The organism is Methylorubrum sp. Q1 (assembly GCF_004683995.1).
GTDB lineage: Bacteria > Pseudomonadota > Alphaproteobacteria > Rhizobiales > Beijerinckiaceae > Methylobacterium.
On sequence record NZ_SRHQ01000011.1, the window covers coordinates 103808 to 129916 of the forward strand.

Sequence of the window (26109 nt, forward strand, 5' to 3'; positions counted from 1 at the left end):
TTGGATCAAAAGGCTTCACGCACGGGTGCGTGCAGCGCGTCGGCTCCGGCCGGAGCATGAAGCCGAGCAAAGGCACCTCGCCCGAACATCAGGACGAGAACGGGAGTGAGCACGGCGTCGAGCAGGGTCGCGCTCATCAAGCCGCCGAAGATCGTCACGGCAACGGGGTGCAGGATCTCCTTGCCCGGCGCCGTGCCGTCGATCAGCAGCGGCACCAGGGCGATGCCGGCCGACAAAGCCGTCATCAGCACCGGCGTCATCCGCTCCAGGCTTGCCCGGGTCACGAGGGCAGGGCCAAGGGCCAGCCCTTCGTCGCGGGCGAGGTTCAGCATGTGGCTGATCTTGAGGATGCCGTTGCGGGCAACGATGCCGGTGAGCGTGACGAACCCGATCATCGAGGCGACCGACAGCGGCAGGTCGGCCATCCAGAGTGCCAGAACGCTGCCGATCAAGGCCAGCGGCACGTTGCCCATGACGATCAGGGCCAGCGGCACCGAGCGGTAGCGCCCGTGCAGCAGGGCGAAGACGAGGGCGAGCGACACGAGGCTGAGCCCGCCGATGGTGCGCGCAGCCTCCCCTTGCGCCTCGTAGCTGCCCTCCAGCCGCGCACTCACCCCCTCGGGCAGGGGCGTCTCGGCCAGCACGCGGCGGATACCGGCGACGATGGCCGCCATATCGGTGCGGCCGTCGGAATTGGCCTGCACCACGATTCGCCGCCGCCCGTTCTCGCGCAGAATCTGGTTCGGCCCGTCGGTCTCGCGGATGTCGGCGATCTCGCGGGCCGGCACCCAGCCCGACGGCGTCTCGATCAGGAGGTCGCCCAGCGCCTGCGGGCTGCGCCGGGCCTCGGGCAGGCGCAGGGTGACGTCGAAGCGGCGCGGTCCGTCGGCGATGGTCGAGAGCGTTCGTCCGTTGGCGAGCCGGGCGATGGTCTCGACCACAGTCGAGGGCGAGACGCCGTAGAGCGCGGCGCGGCCGTAATCGACCCGGATGTCGAGTTGCGGGATGCGCACCTGCCGCTCGACCTGAAGGTCGGTGACGCCGGGCACCGCTGCCGCGATCCGCTCGCGGATGCCTTCGGCCGCGGCGCGCAGGCTATCGAGGTCGTCGCCGAACAGTTTCAGGGCGATCTCGGCGCGCACGCCCGAGAGCATATGGTCGAGCCGGTGCGAGATCGGCTGGCCGACATTGACCGTCACCGGCAGAACCGCGAGGCGCTCGCGGATCTCGGCGATCACCGTTTCGCGGGGGCGGCCGGCTTTCAGCCGCACTTCGAGATCGGAGGAGTGGACACCTTCCGCATGCTCGTCGAGTTCGGCGCGGCCGGTTCGGCGCCCGACGGTGGCGACTTCCGGCACGTCGAGCACCAGCCGTTCGGCGATGGCGCCGACGCGGCTGCTCTCGGCGAGGGAGATGCCGGGGCGGAAGGTGGCGTTGATGGTGAGCGAGCCCTCGTTGAAGGCCGGCAGGAAGGCGCGCGGCAGATGCGCCGCAGCGATTCCCGCCGCGACGACGCAGAGGGCGATGCCGGAAATCAGCACCCGCGGATGGGCCAGCGCGAGCTTGAGCAGCGCCGCATTGCCGGCCTTGAGCCGCCGCACCAAGAGCGGTTCGCGCTCGGCCAGGGTCTTCATCCCCGGCAGCAGCCAGGAGGCGAGGACCGGCGTCAGGGTGACGGAGACCAGCAGGCTCGCCAGAATCGCGACGATATAGGCTTGGCCGAGCGGGGCGAAGAGCCGGCCCTCAATGCCGGAGAGCGCGAACAGCGGCACGAAGACGAGCACGATGATTGCGGTCGCGTAAACGATGCCGGATCGCACCTCGCTGGAGGCGGCCACCACCACGTCGAACACGCTGCGGGGCGAGCCCTCGGCCCGGTTCTCGCGCAGCCGGCGGAAGATGTTCTCGACATCGACCACCGCGTCATCGACCAATTCGCCGATGGCGATGGCGAGCCCGCCGAGCGTCATGGTGTTGATCGAGAAGCCCAAGAGCCAGAACACCAGGGCCGTGGTCAGGATCGAGACCGGAATCGCGGTGAGCGAGATCAGCGTCGTGCGCGCGTTCATCAGGAAGGCGAACAGCACCACGGCCACCACCGCGACCGCCTCCATCAGCACCCGCTCGACATTGGCGAGCGACGTCTCGATGAAGTCCGCCTGCCGGAACAGGATTTTCTGGGCGTCCATGCCCTTCGGCAGAGTGGGTGCGATCTCCATCAGCGCCGCCTCGACGGCCTGCGTCAGGCGCACGGTATCGACGCCGGGCTGCTTCTCGACCGAGAGAATCACCGCCGGCTCGCCGCGATAGCCGCCATCGCCGCGCTTGGGCCGCGCCGCGAACGCGACCTCGGCGATCTGGCGCAGATAGACGCGGCCCTCGATCGCCGGGTTGCCGGTGCCGGGCAGGTCGGCCGCTGCCGTCGCACCCTGCGGGCCCGTCGGGATCACGAGGTTGCGCAAGTCTTCCAGGCTCAGGGTGCGGCCGATGTTGCGGATCAGGATCTCGCGGGCGTTGGCGTCGGCAAACCCGCCGCCGGCATTGGTGCCGAAGCCGGACAAAGCGGTGACGAGCGCTTCGTTGCTGACGCCGAGCGCCCGCATCGCCGCCGGATTGGGGCTGACGCGGAACTGGCGCACCTCGCCGCCGATCGGGATCACCTGTGCGACGCCGGGAATCGACAGCAGGCGCGGGCGCAGGATGAAGTCGGCCGTCTCGCGGACCTGCATCGGGCTCGACGTCTCGCTCGTGACGGCAACGAGCAGGATGCCGCCCATGATCGAGGCGACCGGGCCCATCTGCGGGACGATGCCCGCCGGCAGCTCGGATCGCACCAGGGCGAGGCGTTCGGCCACGAACTGGCGGTCGCGGTAGAGGTCGGTCTCCCAGCCGAATTCGACGGTGACGATGGAGAGCCCGGCACTCGACACCGAGCGGACACGGGTGACGCCGGGCAGGCCGTTCATCCGCGTCTCGATGGGATAGGTGACGAGCTGCTCCACCTCCGGCGGGGCATAGCCCTCGGCCTCCGTCATCACCGTGACGGTGGGGCGGTTGAGATCGGGCAGCACATCGACGGGCAGGCGCGTGAGCGCGAGGCCGCCGGCCAGCACCAGGCCGAGACAGAGCGCCAGGACCAGCACCCGGTTGAGCAGGGCGCCGCGGACGAGAAGGGCGAACATAGCGAGGCGTCCCCAGAGCATCATCCCGAAAGGTGGCTGCCGGCTTTCGGAAAAAAGATGATGCGAAACAACAGGCAAGAGCATCATCCCGAAAGGTGGCGTCCGGCTTTCGGAAAAAAGATGATGCGAAACAACAGGCTAGAGCATCATCCCGAAAGGTGGCGTCCGGCTTTCGGAAAAAGAGGATGCGAAACAACAGGCTAGAGCATCGAACCGGATCCGATATCCGGGACGATGTTCTAGCGGACCTGATCGAGCAGTTCGGCGCCCTGCACCACGACGCGCCGGCCGGCGCCGAGGCCACCGGCGACGATCACCTGCTCGGCATCCAGCGGCTCGACCCGCACGGGCCGCGGCTCGAACCGCTCGGCGGAGACGTGCTCGTAGACCACCGCGCCACTCTCGGTTCGGACGATCCCCGCCCGGGGCACGGCCAATCCGCCGATGGTTTCGCCGGTCGGCGCCATCACGGTCACGAACTGACCGAGCCGGACACCCTCGGTGCTTCCGGTGATCGCGAACTGCACCGGCGCCGCTTGATTGCGGTCGGCGAGGCCGGCGCCGCGGGATGCCAGCGCCAGCGTGCGCCCATCGGGCAGCCGTGCGGTGGCAGTGGCGCCAGGCTCCAGGCCGACGAAGCTGAGCGCCTCGACGTAGAGCTTGTCCGGATCGACGATGCGGAACACCATCGTGCCCGCCGCCGCCATCTGGCCCGCCACCGCCGCCCGCTCGGCGACGACGCCGTCCACCGGGGCGATCAGCTCTTCGGGTGCGCGGCGAATCGTGTCGAGGGCGGCGCGGCGGTCCTTCAGGCCGGCGAGTTCGGCGCGGGCGTCCTCCAAGGCGGTCTGCGCCACCGCGCCGGTCGCGGCGAGGCGCTCGTAGCGGGCGACCTTGCGGCCGGTGATGGCGATCTGCTGGTCGAGATCGCCCTGTGTCTGGCGCATGTCGGAGAGATCGACCGCCTGGACCGGCGGCGTGACGGTGGCGAGCACCTCACCCTTGCGGACCCGTGTGCCGAGATTCGGGAAACCGCCGGGCGGGGGGGCGAGGCGGCCGCCGACCGATGATTGCACCACGCCGCTGGCATTCGGATCGGCGATGACACGCCCCGGCAATTCGACGGTGCGGCGATGGTCGGCGATGCCGGTGAGGCCGGTGCGCAAAGCGAGCAGGCGCTGCGTCGATTTCGGGACGAACACCGCGCCGCCCGGCAGGCGCCGGGCGCGCTCGACGGGCACGGCCATGGGCGCGGTGAGAGCCACGCCCTCAACCGCTGCGGCCCCCCCTTCGCCGGGCCGATCTGTCTCATGAGCATGTCCCTCATGGGCAAGGGCGGCCGTGCCGAGGAGAAGCGTGAGGGTCAGAGCGAGGACCGCGAAGGCGGGGAGCGCCCGGCGCGCGCGCACGAGCATGATGACGGCGAGCCCGAGCAGAAACCCGCCGGCGGCCGCACCGATCGGACCCTGATGGGTGAGATGACGGCGGAGATGGGCGAGCCAGGCCGACGCTTCGGCCTGGACCGGCATCGCTGCCGCCTCCGGCTCGGGCAGGTGCAGATCGAGGGCCAGCACGTCCGTCATACCGTCGGCCGTCACGGTCGCGAGCAGGTCGTATCGTCGACCACCGGCCAGCCAGGGGGCCGCGATCTCGTAGACGCCGTCGCCGACGGCCCGCGTCTCGGCCGGGCCGTCCGGCGTCTCGATCTCGATCTCGGCGCCGTTCACGGGCTCGTTGCTGCTGAACCGATCGAGATAGAATCGTATCCGGTTGCCGGACGCCACCGCCACGAGTTCGAAGGTGGCCGAGGCCGCTTCGGCCCGAGGGGTGGTCTGTGCAGGCAGAGCCGGCACCTCGTCACCGTGGCTGTGACCCTCATGGGCCAGGGCGGCACTGCCCGCTGCCGATGCGGCGGCGAGCACGAGCGAGACAGCCAGCGCCCGAAGCGCCGCCGCGAGACGGATGGACATGGGGAACGAATCCTTCGCCGGATGAGCAACGACATCACCCGGCACGGAGCGTACCGGATGGGGATCGGGCATCAGGCGAGGATTCGGGGCGGCTCGATCTGCGCCTCGGGCACGATGCCCGACAGACGCGGTCCGTCGCGCGCAGGGGCACAGGCCTGCGCGGCGGCCGGCGGAAGGGCCGGAACCGGTGACGGGGCGAGCCCGGTGGCGCAGCAGGACGACGGCGCATGGCCGCAAACACCGCCGGCCGCGCAAGCCGGGCAGGCGCAGTCCATCCGGGATTGCCCGATTACCGGTATCGCATCCGCTCGAACGACCGACATCAGAGCGGCGCGCCGGACGTCCGATCCGGCAATCGCGAGGTCAGGCGCCGAGGCCGCGACCGGCTGCGCCTGAGCGACGTGCTCGTGCACGCCGTGCGCGCGGGCGCCGGACGGCATCAGCACGGCGGCGATCGTGAGGATCACCGCCACCAGCCACAGCGCTATGAGACGAACGGACTTCATTGTGCGTGACCCGTAGCATGGACACGTCGCCGTCAACAGAGGCCGGCGGGCGATGAGAGCCGCGACGGCCGCGTTCACAAGAACGGCATACCCCGCCCGAAACCGCCACCTTCGATGGACTTGGAGACACAAATCGAGGCTTGATGACGGCGCGACGGATCGTCTCGCATAGGTTGTATAGTGTAGAATATGGGTGCTTAAGAGGCCGACACGTCGCACGTTTCCCGTCCAGCGCCTCGCGGGTCGGCCAGAGGGCAGGCACGATGCGTGCATCCTCCTTCCGCGCCGCTGCGCCAAGTGCGGACGCCGCGCTGAAACTCTCGATCCGTCCGTCGCTTATAGGACGTTCCGGATGCCGTAACGCTCCGGCTTGGCGTCGAAAAAGTTAAGCTATGACACATCATTGGACCGTGCGAGCACGTCTTCCATTTAACGTTCTACGCTTCAACGGCGACGCTGGACTTGAGTGTGCCATCCTCAATACCCACAAGCCTGGCGTAGTTTTTTGAATTCTTCTCTTGCATCGGTGCGCATCACGTATGATTTTGGCGCCCGGGGGCCTACGGAACGGACAAGCAGAATGACAGAAGAAAACCAGAAATCGTTCAACGATTTCGTCGAACTGGCGAGCGACATCGTCTCGTCTTATGTGTCGAACAACTCAGTCCCCGCTTCCGAGCTTCCGGGCCTGATCATCAGCGTGCATACGGCGCTGACCACCCTCAGCAGCCCCGAGGCTGTGGCCGCTCCCGCCGAGGAAGTGATCGAGAAGCCATCCGCCGGGCAGGTCCGCAAGTCGGTGACGCCGGAAGCGATCATCAGCTTCATCGACGGTAAGCCGTACAAGACGCTCAAGCGCCATCTCGGCACCCACGGCCTCGATCCCTATTCGTATCGCCAGCGCTACGGTCTGCCGAACGACTATCCGATGGTCGCGCCGAACTACGCCGCGCAGCGCTCCGCCCTCGCGAAGTCGATCGGCCTCGGCCGGCCGGGCGGTCGTATCGAGGAAGAGGCCCCCGCGCCCGAGCCGGCAACGAAGTCGCGGTCGCGCCAGAAGGTCGCCTGATACGGCGCTCGCCGCAGGAACGGACGGCCGGACCGGTCGTTCGTGAAACCTTTGCGTTCGGCGAGCGTCAACCGCATGATCGAGGTGACGAGCGGTCCCGTCGTCCGCTCCCGCGGCGAACCGCCCCAAGGACATGCGATGGCGCGTTTGCCCACCCTACTTCTCGACATCGCCGGGACGACCTGCGCCTTGCCGCAGGCCGAGATCCGCGAGATTCTCCCGCTGCCGCGCCTGCACACGCCGCCGGCCGCGGGCGGTCCGCTCGCGGGCCTTCTCAATCTGGCCGGCGAGCCGGTGCCCGTCATCGATCTCGCCGCCCTGTTCGCGCTTCGCGACGCGGGCGGCGATCGCGATCCCTACCGGCACGTCGTGCTAGCCCGCGGGGGCGGCATCGCCTTTCTCGTCGATCGGGCGCTCGACTTCGTTCAAGTCGAGGAAGAGTCCCTGCGGCCGGTCGAATCCGCCCGCAGCCTCAACGGCTGCGTCGTCGGCGAATTCGCAATGGGTGACCAACTCGTGCACCTCCTCTCCCTCGACCGCATCTTGACCCTCGACGAGCGGACCCGGCTCGAAGCGCTGACCCGGCAGGCGACGACGCGGCTTGCCCGGTTCGAGCCCGCTGGGGCGCGAGCCGTCTGAGGACACCGGTCGTGACGGCCCCGGTCGAGCGATCCCGACGCGTCGCCAGCGCGACGGTGGATCCCGGATTTCCGGCTCTGAAGGATCGGGTGATCGCCCGGACCGGACACAACTATTACGAAGACAAGGACGACCTGCTCTACGATCGCCTGCGCAAGCGCATGCGAAGTTGTGGGGTCGCCGACTGCGCCGCCTATTCATCCCTGCTCGACGGCGCGGCCGGCCGGGAAGAATGGGCCGCACTCGAGGCCGAGATCACCATCGGCGAGACCTTCTTCTTTCGCTACGCCGAGCAATTCGCCGCCCTGCGCCGGACGATTCTTCCGGAAGTGATCGAGGCACGCCGCGAGATCCGCCGTCTGCGGATCTGGAGTGCCGGCTGCTCTACCGGGGCCGAGCCGTATTCCCTCGCCATCCTCGTGCACGATCTTCTCGGCGAAGCCCTTGCCGACTGGTCCGTGACGATCCTCGGCACCGATCTCAGCGCCGCCGCGCTCGCCGTCGCGCGCGAGGCGGAGTTCGGCCCCTGGGCCCTGCGGACCCTGGACACCGAGGAGCGCGCGCGCTGGTTTCGCCGCACCCCCGCCCGACCGGGCTTGCCGCATGGCGGCTACGCCCTGCGGCCGGCGTTTCGCCGCATGGTGCGCTTCGAACGGCAGAACCTGCTCACCCTGATCGACGGGAGCGACCGGATACAGGGGGGCTTCGACCTGATCCTGTGCCGCAACGTCCTGATCTATTTCAGCGCCGACCATGTCACCCGTATCGTGCGGGCGCTCGGCGAGCGGCTGAACCCGCAGGGCTGGCTCCTGATCGGGCATGCCGAGCCCAATCCCACCTTCTCGCAGTGGCTGCAGCCCGTGGCCCTGCCGGGAACGGTCGCCTACCGCCCGATCGACACGCCAGCGCCCCAGCCGCCGCCTGTCCTCGGGCCCGCGCCTCCGGAACCGGCGCCGATCCTGTTCGCGCTGCCGGAACCCGCGCCTGACCCGGTGCCTGCCCTGCCGTTGCCGATCCCGGCACCGGCCGCGATCGCGCATCCGCTGTCGCCGGGTGATCTCCTCGCTGAGATCCGCGTGCTGGCCGATGCGGGCGAGACCGCGCGGGCGTGGCGCCGATTGCACGAAGAGATCGACGGCTACGCCACCGATTCGCCCCTGCGCTACTATGAGGGTCTGCTCGCCCTCGATCTCGGGCGGGAGCGGGAGGCCGAACGGGCCTTGCGGGGGGCGCTGTTCCTCGACCGCGGCTTCGTGATGGCCCATTTTCAGCTCGGGTTGCTGCTCGCCCGCGTCGGACGCCGGAGCGAGGCCGCCCGCGCCCTCGACAACGCCCTGCGCCTCGCGCAAGGACTGCCGCCCGAAACGATCCTGCCGGAGGGAGACGGAGTGAGCGCCGCACGCTTGGCCGAGAGCGCACGCCGTGCCCTGGCCGGAATCACGGGCCGAGACGCATGAAGATCGGCGTGACCGCCGGAGCGGATGCCGAAGCGCGCACCGCCGCGCTGCTCGATGCCCGCGCCGCCGCACTCGCTGCCCGAACGGTGGGGCAGGAGCGGACGATCGAGACCGCACCCTATCTCGTCTGCGCCTGCGGGGCGGAGCGCTACGGCGTGCCGCTCACGGCGGTCGCGGGCGTCACGCCTGAGGGAGCCTGCACGGCGCTGCCGGGTGCACCGCCGGCGCTCCGAGGCATCACGGCGGTGTCGGGGGTGATCGTCAGTGTTCTCGACCTCGCCGCCTGCCTGGGACTGGACCGCGCGGAGACCGAAGAAGGCGGACACGTGGTGCGCCTGCGCGCGCAGGAGCCGCCGGTCGCGCTCGCCGTCGATCGCGTGCTCGGGATCGCGCAAATCGAAACCACGCTGGCCCGGCCAACGACGGAGTCGGAAAGTCTGGGACGCGGACCGCTTTCGGGCTATGCACCGCCCGGCTCGGACAGAACGGGCGGGATCCCCGAGGACTTCTCCCTCATCGATATCCCGGCCCTGCTGGGCCGCTTCACGACGTGACCGTCGCGCGCGTTCTTACGCCGACCGGGAAGCCGGTTCGGTCGAGCGCGCGTCAAAACAGAAGCTTGGAGCCGCCCGCGACGGAGGCGGCCCCGAGAACCCGAACCCTCTCCCCGCGCCGCCTGCCGGAGTCATGTCGCCCGTGTCGATCTCGATCGGAAAACGCATCCTCCTCGGCTTCGTGGCGGCGAGCCTGATCGTCGCGGCTCTCGGCGCATACGCTCTGCGCCAGATCGGCAGCGTGCGCGACACGACCGACCTCATCGTGACGCGCGACGTCGGCGTGCTGCGCCAGCTCGACGACCTCGGCAACGTCGCGCGAAACATGGGTCTGGTGCGCCGCAACGCCGTGATCTCCGTTCTGACCCAGGCGCAGGCAAACCCGGCGTCGAACTCGGGCCGCTCGGAAGATTTCCTGGGAAGCTGGCGCCAGAACGTGGCGGAGCTGGAACGGCTCCTCGCCACCATGACCGGCGAGGTGAAGGAGTATCAATCCGCCGCACTCTCCGCAGAACGCGCTGTGGCCTGGGGCCGGCTCGGAGCCGTCTTGACCGAGACGAGCGAGGCGTTCCGCCAGGTCCGCAACGCCAGCGAGCAGCAGCTCCGCGCCGTGGATGCCCGCGACATCGCCACGGTCGAGGCCAGAAACGAGGACGTCAACCGGCTGCATGATGGCTTGCTGCGCAGCATCGCCAACGCCCGTACCGCCCTCGACGGCGTCATCGGTGCCGGCCAGCGCAGCGTCAGCGACATCTATCGCAACAGCGTGATCTCCGTTGCGATCACCGTCGCCGCCTCGATCCTGCTCTCCATCCTGGTGACGGCGCTGATCAGCCGCGCGGTGGTCCGCCCACTGGAGGACGTGATGCGCTTCGTCGCACAGATCGGTGACGGCGACCTGACGGGGCGCCTGAACCGCTCCGGCACAGACGAGGTCGGTCGGCTCGGGGACACGTTGAACCGGATGGTGGCTGGATTGTCCGACCTTGCCCGGACCAACCGCGCCGCCACTGCCGACCTCAACGCCGCCGCGGCCGAGATCCGCGCCTCCGCCCAGGAACAGGCGGCCAGCGTCGAGGAGCAGTTCGCCGCCGTCCAGGAGACCGCGGCGACCGTGGACGAGATCACCCATTCGGGGGCGCAGATCTTGAAGCGCGCCACCGAAGTCATCGCCACCGCCCAGGCCGCGGCGCAGACCGCGCGTTCGGGCCTGCGCGCCGCTACCGACACCGCCAAGGCGATGGATGCGATCCGCGAGCAGGGCGAGGCGGTTGCCGGCAACATCGTCGCTCTCAGCGAGAAGACACAAGCCATCGGCGAGATCATCGTCACGGTGAACGACATCTCGGAGCGCACCCACCTGCTCGCCCTCAATGCCGCCATCGAGGCAGCGGCGGCCGGCGAGAGCGGGCGCAGCTTCGCCATCGTCGCCTCCGAGATGAAGCTCCTTGCCGACCAAGCGAAGGGCGCGACCGCGCAGGTGCGCGGCATCCTCGGGGAGATCCAGCGCGGCATCAACGCCTCGGTCATGCTGACCGAGGAGGCGGTCAAGCGCGCCGCCGCCGGCAAGAACCGCACCGATTCGACCGTCCGCACCATCGAGGAGATGGCGGCGCGCGTGGAGGAGGGCGTGCAAACCTTCCAGCAGATCGTGGCCTCGACCAACCAGCAGCAGCTCGGCATCGAGCAGGTGATGGGAGCGTTGCAGAACATCCGGCAGGCGAGCCAGCAGACGGCCGCCGGCACCCGCGAGGTCGAAACCGCCTCGGCCAACCTGACCGAGCTGGCACAGGGGCTGATGGCTCTGGCCGAGCGCTACCGGCTTTAGCGGTCCGGCCGAGCGTCCCGCCGCATGGACATCCGCCAGCAGCTTCTCGCCGCCTTCGAGATCGAGCACCGCGAGCATCTCGACGCGATCCGCGCCGCCCTCGCGGCGGAGGGGCCGGTCGATTGGCACGACGTGTTCCGTCGCGCCCACAGCCTGAAGGGCGCGGCCCGCGCCGTCGATCTGCCTCCCGTGGAGGCGGTCTCGCACCAGCTCGAAGCGCTGTTCGAACGCATCAGTGCCGGCCAGCGCCCGCTCGACCGGGCGGCACGGGCCGCGACCCATCTCGCCCTCGATCGGATCGAGGCCTACGTCGCCGCGACCGCGACGGGGCAGGCGAGCATGCCCGAGGATGCGCTGGCCGCGCTGAATGCCTGCCTCGACCCCGAGGCCGCCGCTTCGGAACCGGCTCGGCCCGAGTCGGATTCGCCGCCGGTTGCCCCGACCGCCGCGCCAACGGCCGCTCCGGCTGCCGCGACCGAACCGGCCGCGGAGCCTTCGCAAGCCATTCTTCGCGTGCCGGCCTCGGCCGTCGAAGCCCTGACGCGGGCGAGCTACGGGCTCTGGGCCGCGCTGCCGGGGCAGGGGGCCGTCGCCGAGCGCATCACGCGTCTCTCGGCGAACGCGGGCGCCCTGCGCCGCCGCACGGAGGCCGCCCGCCGCGTTCCGGATACCATCCCCGGCGGGGCCGAGGAAACGGAGACCGCGGCTTTGCGCCGGGCGCTCGCCGAGATCGAATCGGGGCTCGCCGCCTTGTCGCGCGAAGCCTCCGACCTCGCGCAAGGGCACAAGACCGTCATCCTGTCCGTCGAGATCGCCGCGCGCCGCCTGCGCGAGGAAGCCGAGCGCCTCGCGCTGGTGCCGGCTGAGACGGTGTTCGGCGGCCTCGCCCGCGCGGTGCGCGATATGGCCCGCTCCGACGGACAGGACGTCGAGGTCGCGACGCGCGGGCTCGACCTGCCGGTCGACCGGGCAATGCTTCAGGCGCTCAAGGATCCGGTGCTGCACGCCCTGCGCAACGCGCTGAGCCACGGCGCGGAGAGTCCGGAAAGCCGGCAGCGCCAGGGCAAGCCCGCCTCCCTTACGATCGGGCTCACCGTCGAGGCACAGGGCGGGCGGCTCGTCCTCGGCATTCACGACGATGGCCGCGGGCCCGACCTCGCGGCGATCGAGGCGACGGGTCGCGCTCGCGGGTTGATCGCGCCGGGCGAGAGCCTCCATCCGGATATGCTGCTCGCGCTGCCGTTCGAGCCGGGCTTCTCCACCGCCGGTTCGGTCGATGCCCTGTCGGGCCGCGGCATGGGCCTGTCGGTGGTGGCCGAGGTCGCCCGCTCCCTGCACGGACAAGTGCAGCTCGTCCGCCGCCATCCGCACGGCACGTCGCTGATCCTCACCCTGCCGCTCTCGGCCGCGCGGCGGCCGGTCTTGATCGTCTCGGCTGGTGGCACCCGCTTCGCCCTGCCGAGCGGTGCCGCGGAAGCGCTCTCGCGGCTCGATGCCTCGGCCCTGTCCACGGTGGCGGGCCGACCGGTGGCGCAGGTGGCGGGGGAGGGCGGCGAGACCGTGACGCTGCCACTCGCCGAACTCGGCGATCTGCTCGGCCTCGGCAGCAGCCGCCCGGAGGGTGCGATGATCCCGATCGTGCGTCTGCGCGGCACGCGGGGGCGCTGCCTGCTCGCGGTCGATCGCCTGGAGGAGGTGCGCACGCTCCTCGTCCTGCCCGCACCGCCGATCGGCAGCGATCCTGCCCTCGTCACCGGCACGGTGATCCTCGGCACCGATACCCCCGCCCTCGTCCTCGATCCGGACGGACTCATCGACCGGATCGGCCGCGCCGGCCTGCGCGCCGGCCGGTCCCCGTCGAGAGGACTTGGGGACGGCAGCGGAACGATCCCGGAAACGCGACGTTCGACGATTCTTGTCGTGGACGACTCGATCACCACCCGCACCTTGGAGAAAAGCATCTTGGAAGCGGCGGGCTACCGCGTGATCGTCTGCGTCGACGGGCAGGAGGCGCTCGACCGTCTGCGCGCGCGCATCGAGCCGGTCGATCTCGTGGTCGCCGACGTCGAGATGCCGCGCCTCACCGGCTTTGGTCTCGTCGAGGCTTTGCGCGCCGAAGAGGATTTCGCGCGTCTCCCCATCGTGCTGATGACGTCGCGCGGCGACGAGGAAGACGTCGCCCGGGGATTGGAACTCGGCGCCGACGCCTACCTCACCAAGCAGAAATTCGATCAGCGCGAACTCTTGGACACCATCGGTCAGTTGCTGTGAACGGAGGGGCAGGGAATCCGCGCGTGCGCGTGCTGGTTGTCGAGGATTCGCTCGTGGTGCGCATCCTCCTCACCCACATCATCGCCCGTGATCCGCGGCTGGAACTGGCCGGCGCCGTGGAATCCGGCGAGGCGGCGCTCGCGGCGATCGAGACCGTGCGCCCGGACGTGATCTCCATGGATATCCGCCTGCCCGGCATCGACGGACTGGAGACGACCCGCCGGATCATGGCGAGCCGGCCGACGCCGATCGTGGTGATCGCCGATTCGGTCGAGGACTCCTCGCTCAAGATCTCGATGAACGCGCTCAGGGCCGGCGCGCTTTCGGTGGTCGAGAAGCCGGTGGCCACGACCAATGACGGCTACGAGGCGGTCGCGGGCCAGATCTGTACGCAGCTGCGCATCATGGCCGCGGTCCCGGTCATCCGCCGCCGGCCGATCGGGGCGGAATGGAATGCGCGCAAGACCGCGCCCCCGCTCGACCTGCCGGCCTCCTTGGAAACGGAAGCCGCACCGAGCGTGCTGGCAGTCGCCGCCTCGACCGGCGGCCCGCCGGCACTCGCCAAGGTGATCGGCGGTCTTTCGGCCGAGTTTCCGCTTCCGATCCTGCTGGTTCAGCATATGGGCGCCGCCTTCATGGACGGCTTTGCGAGTTGGCTCGACGGCGTGGTGCCGCTCCCCGTCGGGGTCGCGCGGGACGGTCAGGTGATGCAGGCCGGCCATGTCTACGTCGCCCCCGGCGACCGTCATCTCGAACTCGGCGGGAACGGCACGCTGCGGGTGAGTGACGGCGCCCCCGTCGGCGGACAGCGCCCGGCCGCGACCGTGCTGTTCCGCTCCGTTGCCCGGCAGGCCGGCGCGCAGGGCATCGGCGTGCTGCTCACCGGCATGGGCGAGGACGGGGCGCAGGGCCTTCTCGACATGCGCAAGGCCGGCGCCGCCACGGTGGCCGAGCACGAGAGCAGCGCCGTCGTCTACGGCATGCCCGCGGCGGCGGTGCGCCTCAGCGCGGCGTCCCGCGTGCTCCCCATCGATCAAGTGGCGCCCCATCTCGTGCGGCTCGCACAGAGGAAGCCGGCATGACCGCGAGCGCATCGCCCTCCGGCGCATCATCCGCCCCACCCGGCCACCGCCTGCTGCTGGTCGAGGATTCGGAGACCCAGGCGCTCGAATTGCGGCTTCAGCTCGAAGGGCAGGGTTTCTCGGTGCAGCGCTGCGCCACGGCCGAGGCCGCGCTCGACCTGCTCAACACCGACCTTCCCGATCTCGTCGTCGCCGACCACCACCTGCCCGGCATGAACGGCGACGAGTTCACCCGACAGATGCGGCTCTCGCTGCGCACGCGGGCGCTGCCCGTGGTGATGCTCACGAGCGCCCGCAACGGCGAGCGCCACGGTTTCGAGAGCGGCGCCGACGCCTATGTCGAGAAGTCGGCCGATCGCGACCTGCTGGTGCTGCGCATCCGCGCCCTCCTGCGCGAGCGCAAGAGTTCCGCGACGGAGGGACCGTCTGGCGCCGCCTTCCGCCGCGGCCGGGTGCTGATCGTCGATGGCAGCGCCACCTACCGCGCCTTCTTCACCGGCCTGCTGACCCAGGAAGGCCACACCGTCGCCGCCGCGGCCGACCGCACGGGGGCGCTCGCGGCCCTCGACGAACCCGGCGCCGGATTCGACTGCGTGACCCTCGACCTCGTCGGCAGCGCCTATGACGGCATCGCGCTCTGCACCGAGATCGCCGAGCGCCGCATGAAGGCACCGGAGGGCGGCGGCAACGCCTTCCCCCTCGTCGGCATGGCCGGTGACAAGCCGGACAAGAGCCTACTGGTCGCCGCCTTCGCCGCAGGCGCCGACGATGTGGTCTCGAAGGCCGACGGCGAAGTCCTGGCGATGCGCGTGCGCGGCCTCGTCCGCCGCCGCCTGCTCGAAGAGGACAACCGCCGCATCTCCGGCGAGTTCGGCGACCGCGAGCGGGCGGTGGAACGCGCCCGCGCCGAGGCCGAGGCGGCCGCCGCCCGCGCCGCCCTCGCCGACGCCCTCGGACAGGCCAACCGTGACCTGGAGGATGCCAACCGCAAGCTGACGGAGGCCCAGGCCAAGCTGGTTCAGGCGGCCAAGATGGCCTCGCTCGGCGAGTTGGTCGCCGGCATCGCCCACGAGATCAACAACCCGCTCGCCTTCATCCTCGCCCACCAGGGCACGGTGGAACGCCTGCTCGGTGATTTGCCGCCGCCCGATGCGCCGGAGGGACAGCGGGCGCTGATGAAGGCGCGCGACCGGGTCGGCTCGATGCGTCTGGGCCTGACCCGGATCCAGGATCTCGTTCTCAATCTGCGGAAGTTCTCGCGGCTCGACGAGGGCGAGCGCGGCCTCGTCAACGTGCCGGAAGCGATCGAGACGGTGTTGGCGCTGATCCAGCACAAGCTCGGCACCCGGATCACGGTGACCCGCGACTTCTCGGGACGTGCGGAGATTTCCTGCACGCCGGCCCTGTTGAATCAGGTTGTCATGAACATCCTCGGCAATGCAGCGGATGCAATCCACGGCGACGGGACGATCACGGTGGCGACCTATTCGGATGCCGAGACCGACATGATCCGCATCAGCGACACCGGGCCCGGTATTCCCGAGGCGTTACGAGAAAAGATCTTTGAGCCTTTCTTCACGACGAAGCCGGTCGGATCGGGAACCGGGCTTGGCTTGGCGATTGCCTACAGCGTCGTTCAGGCGCATAGCGGCTCGCTGATCGTCGAGACGGCGCCGGGCGGCGGCGCGAGCTTCGTCATCGGAATTCCGAGGCAACCGGCACCGGTATGAGCAAAGGCACGATTCTGGCCGTCGATGACGAGCCGGACATCCTGATCGCTCTGGAGGACCTGTTCGAGGACGAGTACCGGGTGCTCACCTCGGCCAAGCCCGAAGAGGCGCTCGACATCCTCCGCGCCGACCCGGACATCGCGGTCGTCGTCTCCGACCAGCGCATGCCCGGCATGACCGGTGACGCGCTGCTGGCCGAGGTACGCAGTTTCCACGAGGCGCAGGCCATCCTGCTCACCGGCTACGCCGACATCTCGGCGGTGATCGCGGCGCTCAATCGCGGCGGCATCATCGGCTACGTCGCCAAGCCCTGGGACCCGACGCTTCTGCGCGCCACGGTGCGCAACGCCTACGAACGCCACCGCCTCGGCCGCGATCTCGCCACGGAGCGTGCCCTGCTGCGCGGCCTCCTGGATCACGCCGAGGAGGCGATCTCCTTCAAGGACGCGTCGGGCCGCTTCGTGCGCCTGAACGCGCGCAAGGCCAGCCTTGTCGGCAGCACGGTCGAGGCCTGCCTCGACCGCACCGAGGTCGAGATCGCCGATACGCCTCAGGCCCACGAAGCGGAAGGCGCCGACCGCCGTGCCGTCGCGGCCGGCGAAGCGGGCTCGACGGTGATCGCCCGCGGTGCGCTCGGCGCCGAGCGCTGGTCGCATGTCATCCGCGTGCCGATCCGCGGCGGAGCCGGCGAGGTCACGCATCTCGCGACGATCGAGCGGGACGTAACCGAGCAGAAGAGCCTGGAGGCGCGGCTGCGCCAATCCGACAAGATGCAGGCACTCGGCACGCTGGCCGGCGGCATCGCCCACGACTTCAACAACCTGCTGACCGCGATCCTCGGCAGTCTCGAACTCGTCGGTCCCAAGATCGCCGACCAGCCTCGGGTCAAGCGCCTCGTGGACAACGCCACCGGCGCGGCGCAACGCGGCTCGGCGCTGACCAAGCGGCTCCTGAGTTTCAGCCGCTCCAACGACGCCCATGCGCGGCCCGTGGACCCGAACGCGCTGATCGAGGGAATGAGCGCGCTGTTCGGCTCCAGCCTCGGCAGCCATGTCAGCGTCGTGCGGGATCTCGAACCCGACATGCCCTTCGCCCTGGTCGATCCCGACCAGCTCGAACTCGCGGTGCTCAACCTCTGCATCAACGCCCGCGACGCGATGCCGGACGGCGGCACGGTCACCATCTCGACCCGCCGCGCCGAGATCTCCGACGATCCCGATCTCGAACCCGGCACCTACGCCGTCGTCACGGTCGCCGACGAAGGCACCGGCATCCCGCCGGAAATTCTGGAACGCGTCTGCGAGCCGTTCTTCACCACCAAGGCGGTCGGGCAGGGCACGGGCCTCGGCCTTGCCATGGTGTTCGGCCTTGCCCAGCAGGCGGGCGGGCGGCTGCGCATCACCAGCGAAGTCGGCCGGGGCACCCGGATCGAACTCGCCCTCCCGCGCGCCGAGAGCGCCGCCCAGGGCACCGAAGAGCCGGCGGCCCCGGCGGTGGTGATCGCGGCAAGTCCGGCCCGCATCCTCGTGGTCGACGACGACGAGGAGGTGCGGCACGTCACCGCCTCCTTCCTCAGCGATTTCGGCTACAGCGAAACCGAGGCGGCGGACGGGCGCACGGCTCTGGACTTGATGGAGAAGGGCGCGCGCTTCGATCTCGTGGTGGCCGACCTCGCCATGCCCGGCATGACCGGGGTCGAGCTCGCCGCCGCGATCCGCCAGCGCTTTTCCGGCGTGCCGATCCTTCTGCTGACGGGCCATGCGGAAGCCGTGCAGATTCCCGAGGATCTGCCGGTGATGACAAAGCCCTTCGCCTCCGCCGAACTCGCGGCGCGGGTCTCGCAGCTTCTCGACACCACGGCCTGACCGGGCCTCGAGCCCATCGCAAGGGACGGTCCGCCCCTCTCGCAAGCGCACATTACCGGACACATTCGTGCCACTTCCGGTGAACCCGCGCGCGCAAGGATTGCACTCCGCATCGGCCCGCAGGAAGATGTTTATGCGCCACGCTGCTTCGGGGCGCGGAAAGAACCGTCTTGAGAAGGATGACCCCGATGGCGAGCGTCGATGTCGATATGGTGAAATGCGCCTGCCCGGACTGCGTGTGCGTGGTCTCGGTCACCAAGGCGGTGAAGCGCGACGAGAAGGCCTTCTGCTGCGACGAGTGCGCCGAAGGTCATCCCGATCATGCCGGCTGCGACCACGCGGGCTGTAGCTGCCACGGCTGATTCGCCGAAGGCTCGACCGGGTGCGGCTCAGTTCGGCCCAGTCGGGTGTTTCTCCGTCGCCTTGGCGAGGAAGCGCATCAGCGCGTCGCGGTCCTCGGCGCTGTTGATGGTCTGCTCCGGCATCCGGGTGCCGGGGGTGAAGCGCGCCGGGCCGACTTCGAACAGGCGGGCGACCGTCTCCGGAGTCCAAACGATGTCCATACCCTTCAGTGCCTCCGAGTAGCGGTAGCCCGAAACCGCCGCGATGCGCCGGCCGAACAGGCCGGCGAGCGTCGGGCCGGCGCGCGGCGCGTCGTCGGGCGTCAAGGTGTGGCAGGCGACGCAGGCGCGGAACACCTCCGCGCCCCGCTCACCGTGAAACGCGGCGAGCGCGTCTGCGGGCCGAGGCATCGCGAGGGGGCCGATCGGCTCGCCGGTCGCCGCGTTCCAGCGCCGCACGAGTCGGTCGCCGCCGCCGGTGACGAGTTCGCTCCCATCCGGCCGCCACGCCAGCGACCAGACCGGAAGGCCCGGCCCGACCAGCGTGAACAGGATCTTTCCGCTGGCCCGCTCGATCATCGCGACGGTACCGCCCGCGCTCGCGGCGGCGATCCGCGTGCCGTCGGGCGCCGGCGCCAGCGCGATCACCGGGGCAGGACCGAGTTCGACCTCTGACCGCACATGCCCGTCGGGGGCGAGAAACCGCACCGTGGCATCTGCCCCTGCCGCGGCGATCTCCCCGTCCGCGGTCACCGCCAACGCGCTGAGAGCGCTCGGCAGCGTCGCGGCCACGGCCGTCTCCCCCTGCGGCGTCCAGATCCGCACGCTGGCGTCGGCGCCGGCCGTGACGAGGCGGCCGTCGGGCAGAAAGGCGACCGCGTTGACGTTGCCCTTGTGTCCTTCGCGAATCCCCGCCGGTCCGCCCGCCAGCGGCCAGATCCGCGCGGTGCCGTCCCAGGCGGCGGAAGCCAGCATGGTTCCGTCGGGCGAGACGGCGAGCCCGGCGACGGGGCCGGCATGTCCTTCGAGCACGCGCTCCGGCTCGGCCTGTCCCAACCGCCACAGGGCGATGCGCCCATCCTCCGAGGCGCTGGCGAAGCGCCCGCCGGGAAGGGCCGCCACGGCGTTCACCGCGCCGTCGTGGAAGCGCAGGACGCTCAGCGCCGCGCCGGTCTCGAGACCCCAGACGATCGCCGCCTGATCGAACCCGCCGGAGACCGCGAGGCGACCGTCGCCCGTCACGGCGAGCGCACGAACCGGCCCGCCGTGGCCGCGCATCTGCGCCGACGCCGGCACGGCGAGCAGGAAGGCCGCGATCAGACCGAGAATCCGCGTCGCCCGCATCGTCATCCAACTCCGTTTTCCCGGCGGACCATACGCGACCGGTCGGGACGCCGTCCGCCCACGGAAGGTGAGGGTTTGTGTCTCAGGCGCCGGAGCGGTGGTCTGCCGAACCTTGATCCGCGACCGGCGATGGCGCATCGCTCGCGGTGATGAGACAGGACGGAGCCTCACGCATCCTCGCCGTTCGGCCCGCCGCCTTGCCGGCGCGCGCGGAGGCTTGAACGATGCGCGCAGCCTCCGCCGCCCTGACACCGCTCGCCGACGCGCTCGCCCTGCTTTTGCGGCATGCAGCGCCGGTCGCGCCGCGATCGGTGCCGCTGGCGCGATCGGCCGGGCACATCGCCGCGACGTCGCTCACGTTTCCCCAGGACATCCCGGCCGGGCTCACCGCCCTGCGCGACGGCTTCGCGGTGGAGGCCGCGCAGATCAGCGGTGCCTCGCCCTACGCACCGGTGACGCTGCCCCGTGCTCCCGCCTGGGTCGAAGCCGGCGAGCGCCTTCCGCCTGGCACCGACGCGATACTGGCCGCCGAGGGGTTGGAGCACCGCAGCGCCGTCGCGGACGTCGGTCCGGGCGAAGGCACCCGCGCCGCGGGCGAGGATTTTTCCGAAGGTGACGCCCTTCTGACGGCGGGTGAGCGGATCGAGCCGCGCCACCTTCTCGGCCTCGCTGCCGCGGGTCTTTTCGAAGTTGCGATCCGCGAAGCCCGGATTCGCCTCGTGGTGACGGGGGCGCCGGACGTCCTGTCGCCGACGCTCAGTGCCCTGATCGCGCGGGCGGGCGGGATTGCCGAGACGGTGACGGTGCCGGATGTCGCCGAACGGATCGCCCACGCCATCGCGGCCGACGGGGCGGATGCGGTGTTCGTCCTCGGCGGCACGGGTTTCGGACGCAGCGACCGCAGCGCCGAAGGGCTGGCGCAAGCCGGCCGCGTGGTCGCTCACGGCCTCGCTCTGCGGCCCGGGGAGACGGCGGGGATCGGCGATGCCGGAGACCGCCCGGTCCTGCTCCTGCCCGGCCGGCCCGATGCAGCACTGGCGACCGTCCTGGCGCTCGGCCGGCCGCTGGTCGCAGCGCTGACCAGCGCCGTCGAAGCCGCGCCGAGGGCGGGGCGGACCGCGCGCAAGATCACCTCGACCGTCGGGCTTGCCGAAATCGTCTTCGTTCGCGTCCAGGGGACGGACATCGAACCCCTCGGCGGAGCCGACCTTCCCCTACGCCGGTTGATCGAGGCGGACGGAATCGTGCTCGTCCCGCCGGAGCGGGAGGGCTATCCGGCCGGCAGCCTCGTCGAGGTGGTGCCGCTGTGAGCGCGGATCGCGAGACGGATTTCACCCGGCGGCTCACCGCGGCCGCCCGGCAGGAGCAGTTCCTGACGGTGATGAGCCGCGAGGACGCGCATGCGACCTTCCGCGCAGCGATCCCGCACGCGGCGCTCCCGCCGGAGACCGTGCCGCTGGCCCGGGCGCTCGGGCGGGTGCTCGCCGGCGACATCGCCTCGCCGATCGACGTGCCGCCCTTCGACCGCGCCTTGGTCGACGGCTTTGCGCTTCGCGCCGCCGACACCGAGGGCGCCAACGCCGCGCGGCCCCGCCGGCTCGCTCTCAACCGCGAGATCCTGGCCTGCGGCGTCGCCCCGACGCGTTCGGTGGCCACCGGCACTGCGACGCCGATCGCCACCGGCGGCATGATCCCGCGCGGGGCCGACGCCGTGGTGATGGTCGAGCAGACCGAATTCTTCGAAGACGCCCTTGCCATCGACGTGACGGGTCCGGTCCGGCCGGGGCAGTTCGTCGGCTATGCCGGCGCCGACATGGCCTCGGGCGAAACCGTCCTGCGCAAAGGGGCGGTGGTGACCGCCCGCGAGATCGGCATGCTCGCGGCCTGCGGGCTCGCCCAGATTGCCGTGGTGCGCCGCCCCCGCGTCGCCGTGCTCTCGACGGGCGACGAGCTGGTCGCACCGGGCGGCGACCTGCGCGCGGGCGCCATCTACGATTCGAACGGCGCAATCGTCGCGGCCTCGGTCGCCGAGAACGGCGGCGAGCCCGTGCCGCTCGGCATCGTCCCTGACGACGAGGCGGCGCTCGACATCGCCCTGCGCAAGGCGCTGGCGCGGAGCGATCTCGTCGTGCTCTCCGGGGGCACCTCGAAGGGCGCGGGCGATGTCTCGCACCGCATCCTATCGCGGCTGGGTCCGCCCGGCATCCTCGTCCACGGCGTGGCTCTGAAACCCGGCAAGCCGCTCTGCCTCGCCGTCGCCGAGGGCAAGGCGGTGGTCGTGCTGCCGGGCTTCCCGACCTCCGCGATGTTCACCTTCCACGAATTCGTGGTGCCGCTGGTGCGCGCGCTCGCCGGCCTGCCGCCGCGGGAGGAGGAGGCGGTGTCGGCGCGCCTGCCGCAGCGGCTGACCTCCGAACTCGGCCGCACCGAATTCGTGATGGCCTCGCTCGCTCAGGCGGCCGATGGCCTGGTCGCCCTGCCGCTGCCGAAAGGCTCCGGCTCCGTCACCGCTTTCTCGCAGGCCGATGGCTTCTTCGCCGTGCCGGCCGCGCGCTCGGGCGTCGAGGCGGGCGAGACGGTCTCGGTGGTTCGCCTCGGGGCCGGCGTACGGCCGCCGGACCTCACCATCATCGGTAGCCACTGCATCGGGCTCGACCGGGTGGTCGGGCTGCTGGCCGAGCGGGGCTTTCGTGCCCGCACGGTGTGGGTCGGCTCGGCCGGGGGGCTCGCGGCCCTGCGCCGGGGCGAATGCGATCTGGCCGCCATGCACCTGCTCGACCCCGAGACCGGCCGCTACAACGCGCCCTTCCTCGAAGCGGGCATGAAACTCGCCCCCGGCTGGCGCCGGCTCCAGGGTGTGGTGTTCCGCGCCGGCGACCCCCGCTTCGCGGGCCGAAGCGCCGCCGACGCGGTGAACGCGGCGCTGGCCGATCCCGACGCGGTGATGGTCTGCCGCAACGCCGGGTCCGGCACCCGGCTCCTCGTCGACGGCCTGATCGGCGCGGCCCGGCCGGCCGGCTTCTGGAACCAGCCGCGCTCGCACAACGCCGTCGCGGCGGCGGTGGCGCAGGGCCGAGCCGATTGGGGTGTCGCGATCGCCAGCGTCGCGGCGGCCTACGGCCTCGGCTTCCTGCCGCTGGCTCAGGAGCATTACGACTTCGCCTACCGCGAGGCCGACCGCGAGAAGCCCGCGCTCGCCGCCTTCCTGGCGCTTCTCGGCACGCGCGAGGCGGATGCGGCCCTGAACGAACTCGGGTTCGAACCCGGAAGAGGCGAATCGTGAGCGACCTGCGCGTCATCGGCCTCGCCGGTTGGAGCGGGGCGGGCAAGACCACGCTGCTCGCCCGCCTCATCCCGGTCCTCGTCGCCCGCGGGATGCGGGTCGCGACTCTCAAACATGCCCACCACGCCTTCGACATCGATCAGCCGGGCAAGGATTCCTTCGTCCACCGGCAGGCCGGGGGGAGCGAAGTGATCGTGTCCTCCGCCCGGCGGTGGGCGCAGATCCGCGAGGTCGAGGCTGGCGCGGAGGCCACCCTGCCCGAATTGCTGCGCCGGCTGACGCCGACCGGTCTCGCGTTGGTGGAGGGCTTCAAGCGCGGGGCGCATCCGAAGCTCGAAGTGTTCCGCGCGGCCAACGGCCGTCCGCCCCTGCACGAGGAAGACCCGCGCATCGTCGGCATCGCCAGCGACGTTCCCTTCCCGCAGGCGGCGGTGCCGGTGGTCGGGCTCGATGACGTCGAGGCCATCGCCGATCTCGTGACCGAGCGCGCCGAGGCGCTTGAAACCGTGCTCGCCCGGCTGGAAAGATCCTGAGCCATGGCACAGCTCACCGACGATTGCTTCGCCTTCGGGGGCAAGCCGATGCGGATCGAGGAAGCGGTGGCGATGATCGCCGAGCGCTTCCCCGTGGTCGCCGGCACGGAGACCGTGCCGCTCGGCCTCGCCGACGGGCGGATCGCCGCCGCGGACGTTTTTGCGGGCCACGATCTGCCCCCCTTCGCCAACGCCGCGGTCGATGGTTACGCCGTGCGCTTCGCCGACCTCGAGGCAGGGACGCAGACCGTCCTGCCGGTCAGCGGCCGGCTCGCGGCCGGCGCGGCGGCCAGAGATCTGCCCGCGGGAACCGCGATCCGCATCTTCACCGGCGCCCCGATGCCGCCCGGCGCCGACACCGTGTTCATGCAGGAGGACGTGCGCCGCGAGGGCGAGCGGGTCGTCCTGCCGCCGGGGCTGAAGCCCGGCGCCAATGCCCGGCCCGCCGGCGAGGATCTGGCGGCGGGCGCCCTTGCGATCCCCGCAGGACGGCGCCTGCGCCCGCAGGATCTGGCCCTCGCCGCCGCGACCGGCCATGCGCAACTCGCCGTGCGCCGCCGGTTGCGGGTCGCCGTGTTCTCGACCGGCGACGAGCTGACCGAGCCGGGCATCCCCCTTCGCCCCGGCGCGATCCACGATTCGAACCGCGTCCTTCTCGTGACCCTGCTGACCCGGCTCGGCGTCGCGGTGGACGACCTCGGCATCCTGCGCGACGATCCCGCCACCCTGCCGGCCCGCCTCGCCGAGGCGGCGCGGGACCACGACCTGATCCTCACCTCCGGTGGCGTCTCGACCGGCGAGGAGGATCACGTGAAGACCGCCGTCGAGGCGCAGGGCCGGCTGATGCTCTGGCGGCTGGCGATCAAGCCCGGCCGTCCGGTCGCGGTGGGGCTGGTCGCCGGCACGCCCTTCGTCGGGCTGCCGGGCAATCCGGTGGCGGTCTACATCACGCTGCTCTTCGTGGTGCGGCCCCTGCTCGCCCGGCTCGGCGGCGCGCGCTACGAGCCGCCCCTGTCCTGGCCGGTACGGGCGGGCTTCAGCTACCGCAAGAAGGCAGGCCGCCGCGAATTCGTCCGCGTCAATCTCGTCCACAGCGAGACGGGCGACCTGGAAGCGCGAAAATTCCCGCGCGACGGGGCGGGGGTGCTGACCTCGCTCACCGAGAGCGATGGCCTCGTCGAGTTGCCCGACGACGCGACGGGCGTGAACCCCGGCGATCTGCTGGCGTATTATCCGCACGTCTTGCTGTGGTGAGGGCTCGCCTCTCGGCCTGATCCGGCGAGGCCGGGCCGCGGATCGCGACCACGAGACATCAGAGGGGCGGCGCGTAGCCGGGCGTCCGTCCGGCCCGGCTGCGGAGATCCTCGCGGAGCGCCCCGAGCCGTTCCGTATCGATCCGCGCGCGGATCGCGAGGAAATACGTTTCCCAACCCACGGGCTGGAAATCCAGGGCGAAGCGCTCGGCAACCACGCGGGTGCCCATGCCGACATCGGCCGCGCCGGTGGCGATCAGGGCCGCCACCGCCTGATGCGTGAATTCTTCGGTCTGATGGCCGACGATGCGCTCGAGGTCGATGCCCGCCTCGGCGCAGAGCCGTTCGAACCAGATTCGGGTGCCGGCCCCCCGTTGCCGGTTGACGAAGCGCGCCCGCCGCGCGGCAATGTCGGCGACACTTCCCAAATCGAGCGGATTGCCGGAGGCCCGCATCAGGCCCTGTTCCCGGCGGAACAGCGGGACGACGACGAGGTCGCGACGGTCGAACACCGCGCCGAAGGGCGCTGGCGGCGGGCCGTCCGACCCGTAATGGAAGCCCGCGGCATCGACCGTTTCCTCGCACAGCCGCGCCAGGGCATCGAGGCTGCCGGCGACCATCAGGTCGATCTCGCGCCGCGCCTCGATCGCCTCCAGCAGCAGCGGGTCGTGGCTCGCCGCGAGACGGATACGTGCATCGGCCGGTTCCAGAAGCCGCCGCAGGCCCTCGCTCAGCGCCATCTCCTCGGCCGCAAGGGCGGGCGCGAGGCGGGTCTGCGAGGCCTGAAGCAGTGTCAGCAGCGCGACTCCGAGCGGCGTGAGGCTGCTGCCGTGCCCTTTGGTCTTCACCACGACGGGCTGGCCGAGGGCCTGTTCCAGCGCATCGAGTTGCCCCCAGGCCGAGCGATAGGAGATCGAGAGCGCCTCGGCCGCTCCCTGGAGTGAGCCAGTCCGGCCGAGCGCTTCGAGAAGCAGGTACGCACCGCGTAGCGCGAAGTCGGATGCCCCCTCGCAGCGGCCCTCGACATGGAGGCGTACGCGGAGCCCGTCCCATCCGGAGGCGGCCGAAGCCAGGGGCCGCCCGTCCTCACCAACCATATGCAAGGCCTTTCCTATTGATCTTGCGTCAGCCGGCGTATCATCCCGGCCTGCCCCGCGCAGCCCCGGACACGCCTCAGCTGCGCTCCGGGTGCGGAGGCGATG

At 70.8% G+C, this 26109-nt stretch carries 19 protein-coding genes; 14 read left to right on the forward strand and 5 right to left on the reverse strand.

Annotated features, from left to right (window positions below; translation table 11 throughout):
- Positions 1 to 5: 5 nt before the first annotated feature.
- From E4V01_RS12575 to E4V01_RS12585, 3 genes are all read right to left on the reverse strand, one after another.
- Positions 6 to 3182 (reverse strand): efflux RND transporter permease subunit, encoded by a 3177-nt coding sequence (locus E4V01_RS12575; RefSeq protein ID WP_135298569.1) that lies wholly within the window; start codon positions 3180 to 3182, stop codon positions 6 to 8.
- A gap of 239 nt (positions 3183 to 3421) precedes the next feature.
- Entirely contained in the window at positions 3422 to 5152 is a 1731-nt protein-coding gene (locus E4V01_RS12580; protein WP_135298570.1) for an efflux RND transporter periplasmic adaptor subunit, read from the reverse strand.
- A gap of 71 nt (positions 5153 to 5223) precedes the next feature.
- Positions 5224 to 5625 (reverse strand): hypothetical protein, encoded by a 402-nt coding sequence (locus tag E4V01_RS12585; protein ID WP_245517535.1) that lies wholly within the window; start codon positions 5623 to 5625, stop codon positions 5224 to 5226.
- A gap of 613 nt (positions 5626 to 6238) precedes the next feature.
- Between E4V01_RS12585 and E4V01_RS12590 the strand changes: the two genes are divergently transcribed.
- The 10 genes from E4V01_RS12590 to E4V01_RS12635 all read left to right on the forward strand — a co-directional run bounded on the left by E4V01_RS12590 (position 6239) and on the right by E4V01_RS12635 (position 18515).
- Positions 6239 to 6727 carry a MucR family transcriptional regulator gene (locus E4V01_RS12590; RefSeq protein ID WP_135298606.1) on the forward strand — a complete coding sequence of 163 codons (489 nt, stop codon included), beginning with the start codon at positions 6239 to 6241 and terminating at the stop codon, positions 6725 to 6727.
- Between the two features lie 138 nt (positions 6728 to 6865).
- On the forward strand, positions 6866 to 7366 hold the full coding sequence (locus tag E4V01_RS12595; RefSeq protein ID WP_135298572.1) for a chemotaxis protein CheW: 501 nt from the start codon (positions 6866 to 6868) through the stop codon (positions 7364 to 7366).
- Between the two features lie 11 nt (positions 7367 to 7377).
- Positions 7378 to 8823: a protein-glutamate O-methyltransferase CheR gene (locus tag E4V01_RS12600; RefSeq protein WP_135298573.1), complete on the forward strand. Its 1446-nt coding sequence runs from the start codon at positions 7378 to 7380 to the stop codon at positions 8821 to 8823.
- Complete coding sequence (locus E4V01_RS12605) at positions 8820 to 9377, forward strand: chemotaxis protein CheW (protein ID WP_135298574.1); 558 nt, start codon at positions 8820 to 8822, stop codon at positions 9375 to 9377. The genes E4V01_RS12600 and E4V01_RS12605 overlap by 4 nt, the downstream gene beginning before the upstream one ends.
- Before the next feature lie 133 nt (positions 9378 to 9510).
- On the forward strand, positions 9511 to 11205 hold the full coding sequence (locus E4V01_RS12610; protein ID WP_060770252.1) for a methyl-accepting chemotaxis protein: 1695 nt from the start codon (positions 9511 to 9513) through the stop codon (positions 11203 to 11205).
- Between the two features lie 24 nt (positions 11206 to 11229).
- Positions 11230 to 13476: a response regulator gene (locus E4V01_RS12615; RefSeq protein ID WP_135298575.1), complete on the forward strand. Its 2247-nt coding sequence runs from the start codon at positions 11230 to 11232 to the stop codon at positions 13474 to 13476.
- Positions 13473 to 14558, forward strand: coding sequence for a chemotaxis-specific protein-glutamate methyltransferase CheB (gene cheB / locus E4V01_RS12620; protein WP_135298576.1), 1086 nt, complete (start codon positions 13473 to 13475; stop codon positions 14556 to 14558). Before E4V01_RS12615 ends, cheB begins: the two co-directional genes overlap by 4 nt.
- On the forward strand, positions 14555 to 16288 hold the full coding sequence (locus tag E4V01_RS12625; protein ID WP_135298577.1) for a response regulator: 1734 nt from the start codon (positions 14555 to 14557) through the stop codon (positions 16286 to 16288). Before cheB ends, E4V01_RS12625 begins: the two co-directional genes overlap by 4 nt.
- Positions 16285 to 18153 (forward strand): response regulator, encoded by a 1869-nt coding sequence (locus tag E4V01_RS12630; protein ID WP_060770256.1) that lies wholly within the window; start codon positions 16285 to 16287, stop codon positions 18151 to 18153. Before E4V01_RS12625 ends, E4V01_RS12630 begins: the two co-directional genes overlap by 4 nt.
- A 188-nt stretch (positions 18154 to 18341) precedes the next feature.
- A complete protein-coding gene (locus E4V01_RS12635) occupies positions 18342 to 18515 on the forward strand; it encodes a metallothionein (RefSeq protein WP_003606929.1) in 174 nt (57 codons plus the stop codon).
- A gap of 27 nt (positions 18516 to 18542) precedes the next feature.
- On the opposite strand, the gene E4V01_RS12640 is transcribed toward E4V01_RS12635, so the two are convergent.
- On the reverse strand, positions 18543 to 19844 hold the full coding sequence (locus E4V01_RS12640) for a c-type cytochrome (protein WP_135298578.1): 1302 nt from the start codon (positions 19842 to 19844) through the stop codon (positions 18543 to 18545).
- A 218-nt stretch (positions 19845 to 20062) separates the two neighbouring features.
- Here E4V01_RS12640 and E4V01_RS12645 point away from each other — a divergent pair, with 218 nt between their 5' ends.
- The 4 genes from E4V01_RS12645 to glp are packed head-to-tail and all read left to right on the forward strand — an operon-like array spanning position 20063 to position 24908.
- Positions 20063 to 21148 carry a molybdopterin-binding protein gene (locus E4V01_RS12645; protein WP_135298579.1) on the forward strand — a complete coding sequence of 362 codons (1086 nt, stop codon included), beginning with the start codon at positions 20063 to 20065 and terminating at the stop codon, positions 21146 to 21148.
- Positions 21145 to 23121 (forward strand): molybdopterin biosynthesis protein, encoded by a 1977-nt coding sequence (locus E4V01_RS12650; protein ID WP_135298580.1) that lies wholly within the window; start codon positions 21145 to 21147, stop codon positions 23119 to 23121. The genes E4V01_RS12645 and E4V01_RS12650 overlap by 4 nt, the downstream gene beginning before the upstream one ends.
- Complete coding sequence (gene mobB, locus E4V01_RS12655; RefSeq protein WP_135298581.1) at positions 23118 to 23654, forward strand: molybdopterin-guanine dinucleotide biosynthesis protein B; 537 nt, start codon at positions 23118 to 23120, stop codon at positions 23652 to 23654. Before E4V01_RS12650 ends, mobB begins: the two co-directional genes overlap by 4 nt.
- A 3-nt stretch (positions 23655 to 23657) precedes the next feature.
- The gene (glp, locus tag E4V01_RS12660; protein WP_135298582.1) at positions 23658 to 24908 is read left to right on the forward strand and encodes a gephyrin-like molybdotransferase Glp; all 1251 of its coding nucleotides are present in this window, start codon (positions 23658 to 23660) and stop codon (positions 24906 to 24908) included.
- 58 nt (positions 24909 to 24966) lie between these two features.
- Here the strand turns inward: glp and E4V01_RS12665 are convergent, their stop codons facing one another.
- Positions 24967 to 26004, reverse strand: a complete 1038-nt coding sequence (locus E4V01_RS12665; protein WP_135298583.1) for a substrate-binding domain-containing protein — start codon at positions 26002 to 26004, stop codon at positions 24967 to 24969.
- Positions 26005 to 26109 lie beyond the last annotated feature (105 nt).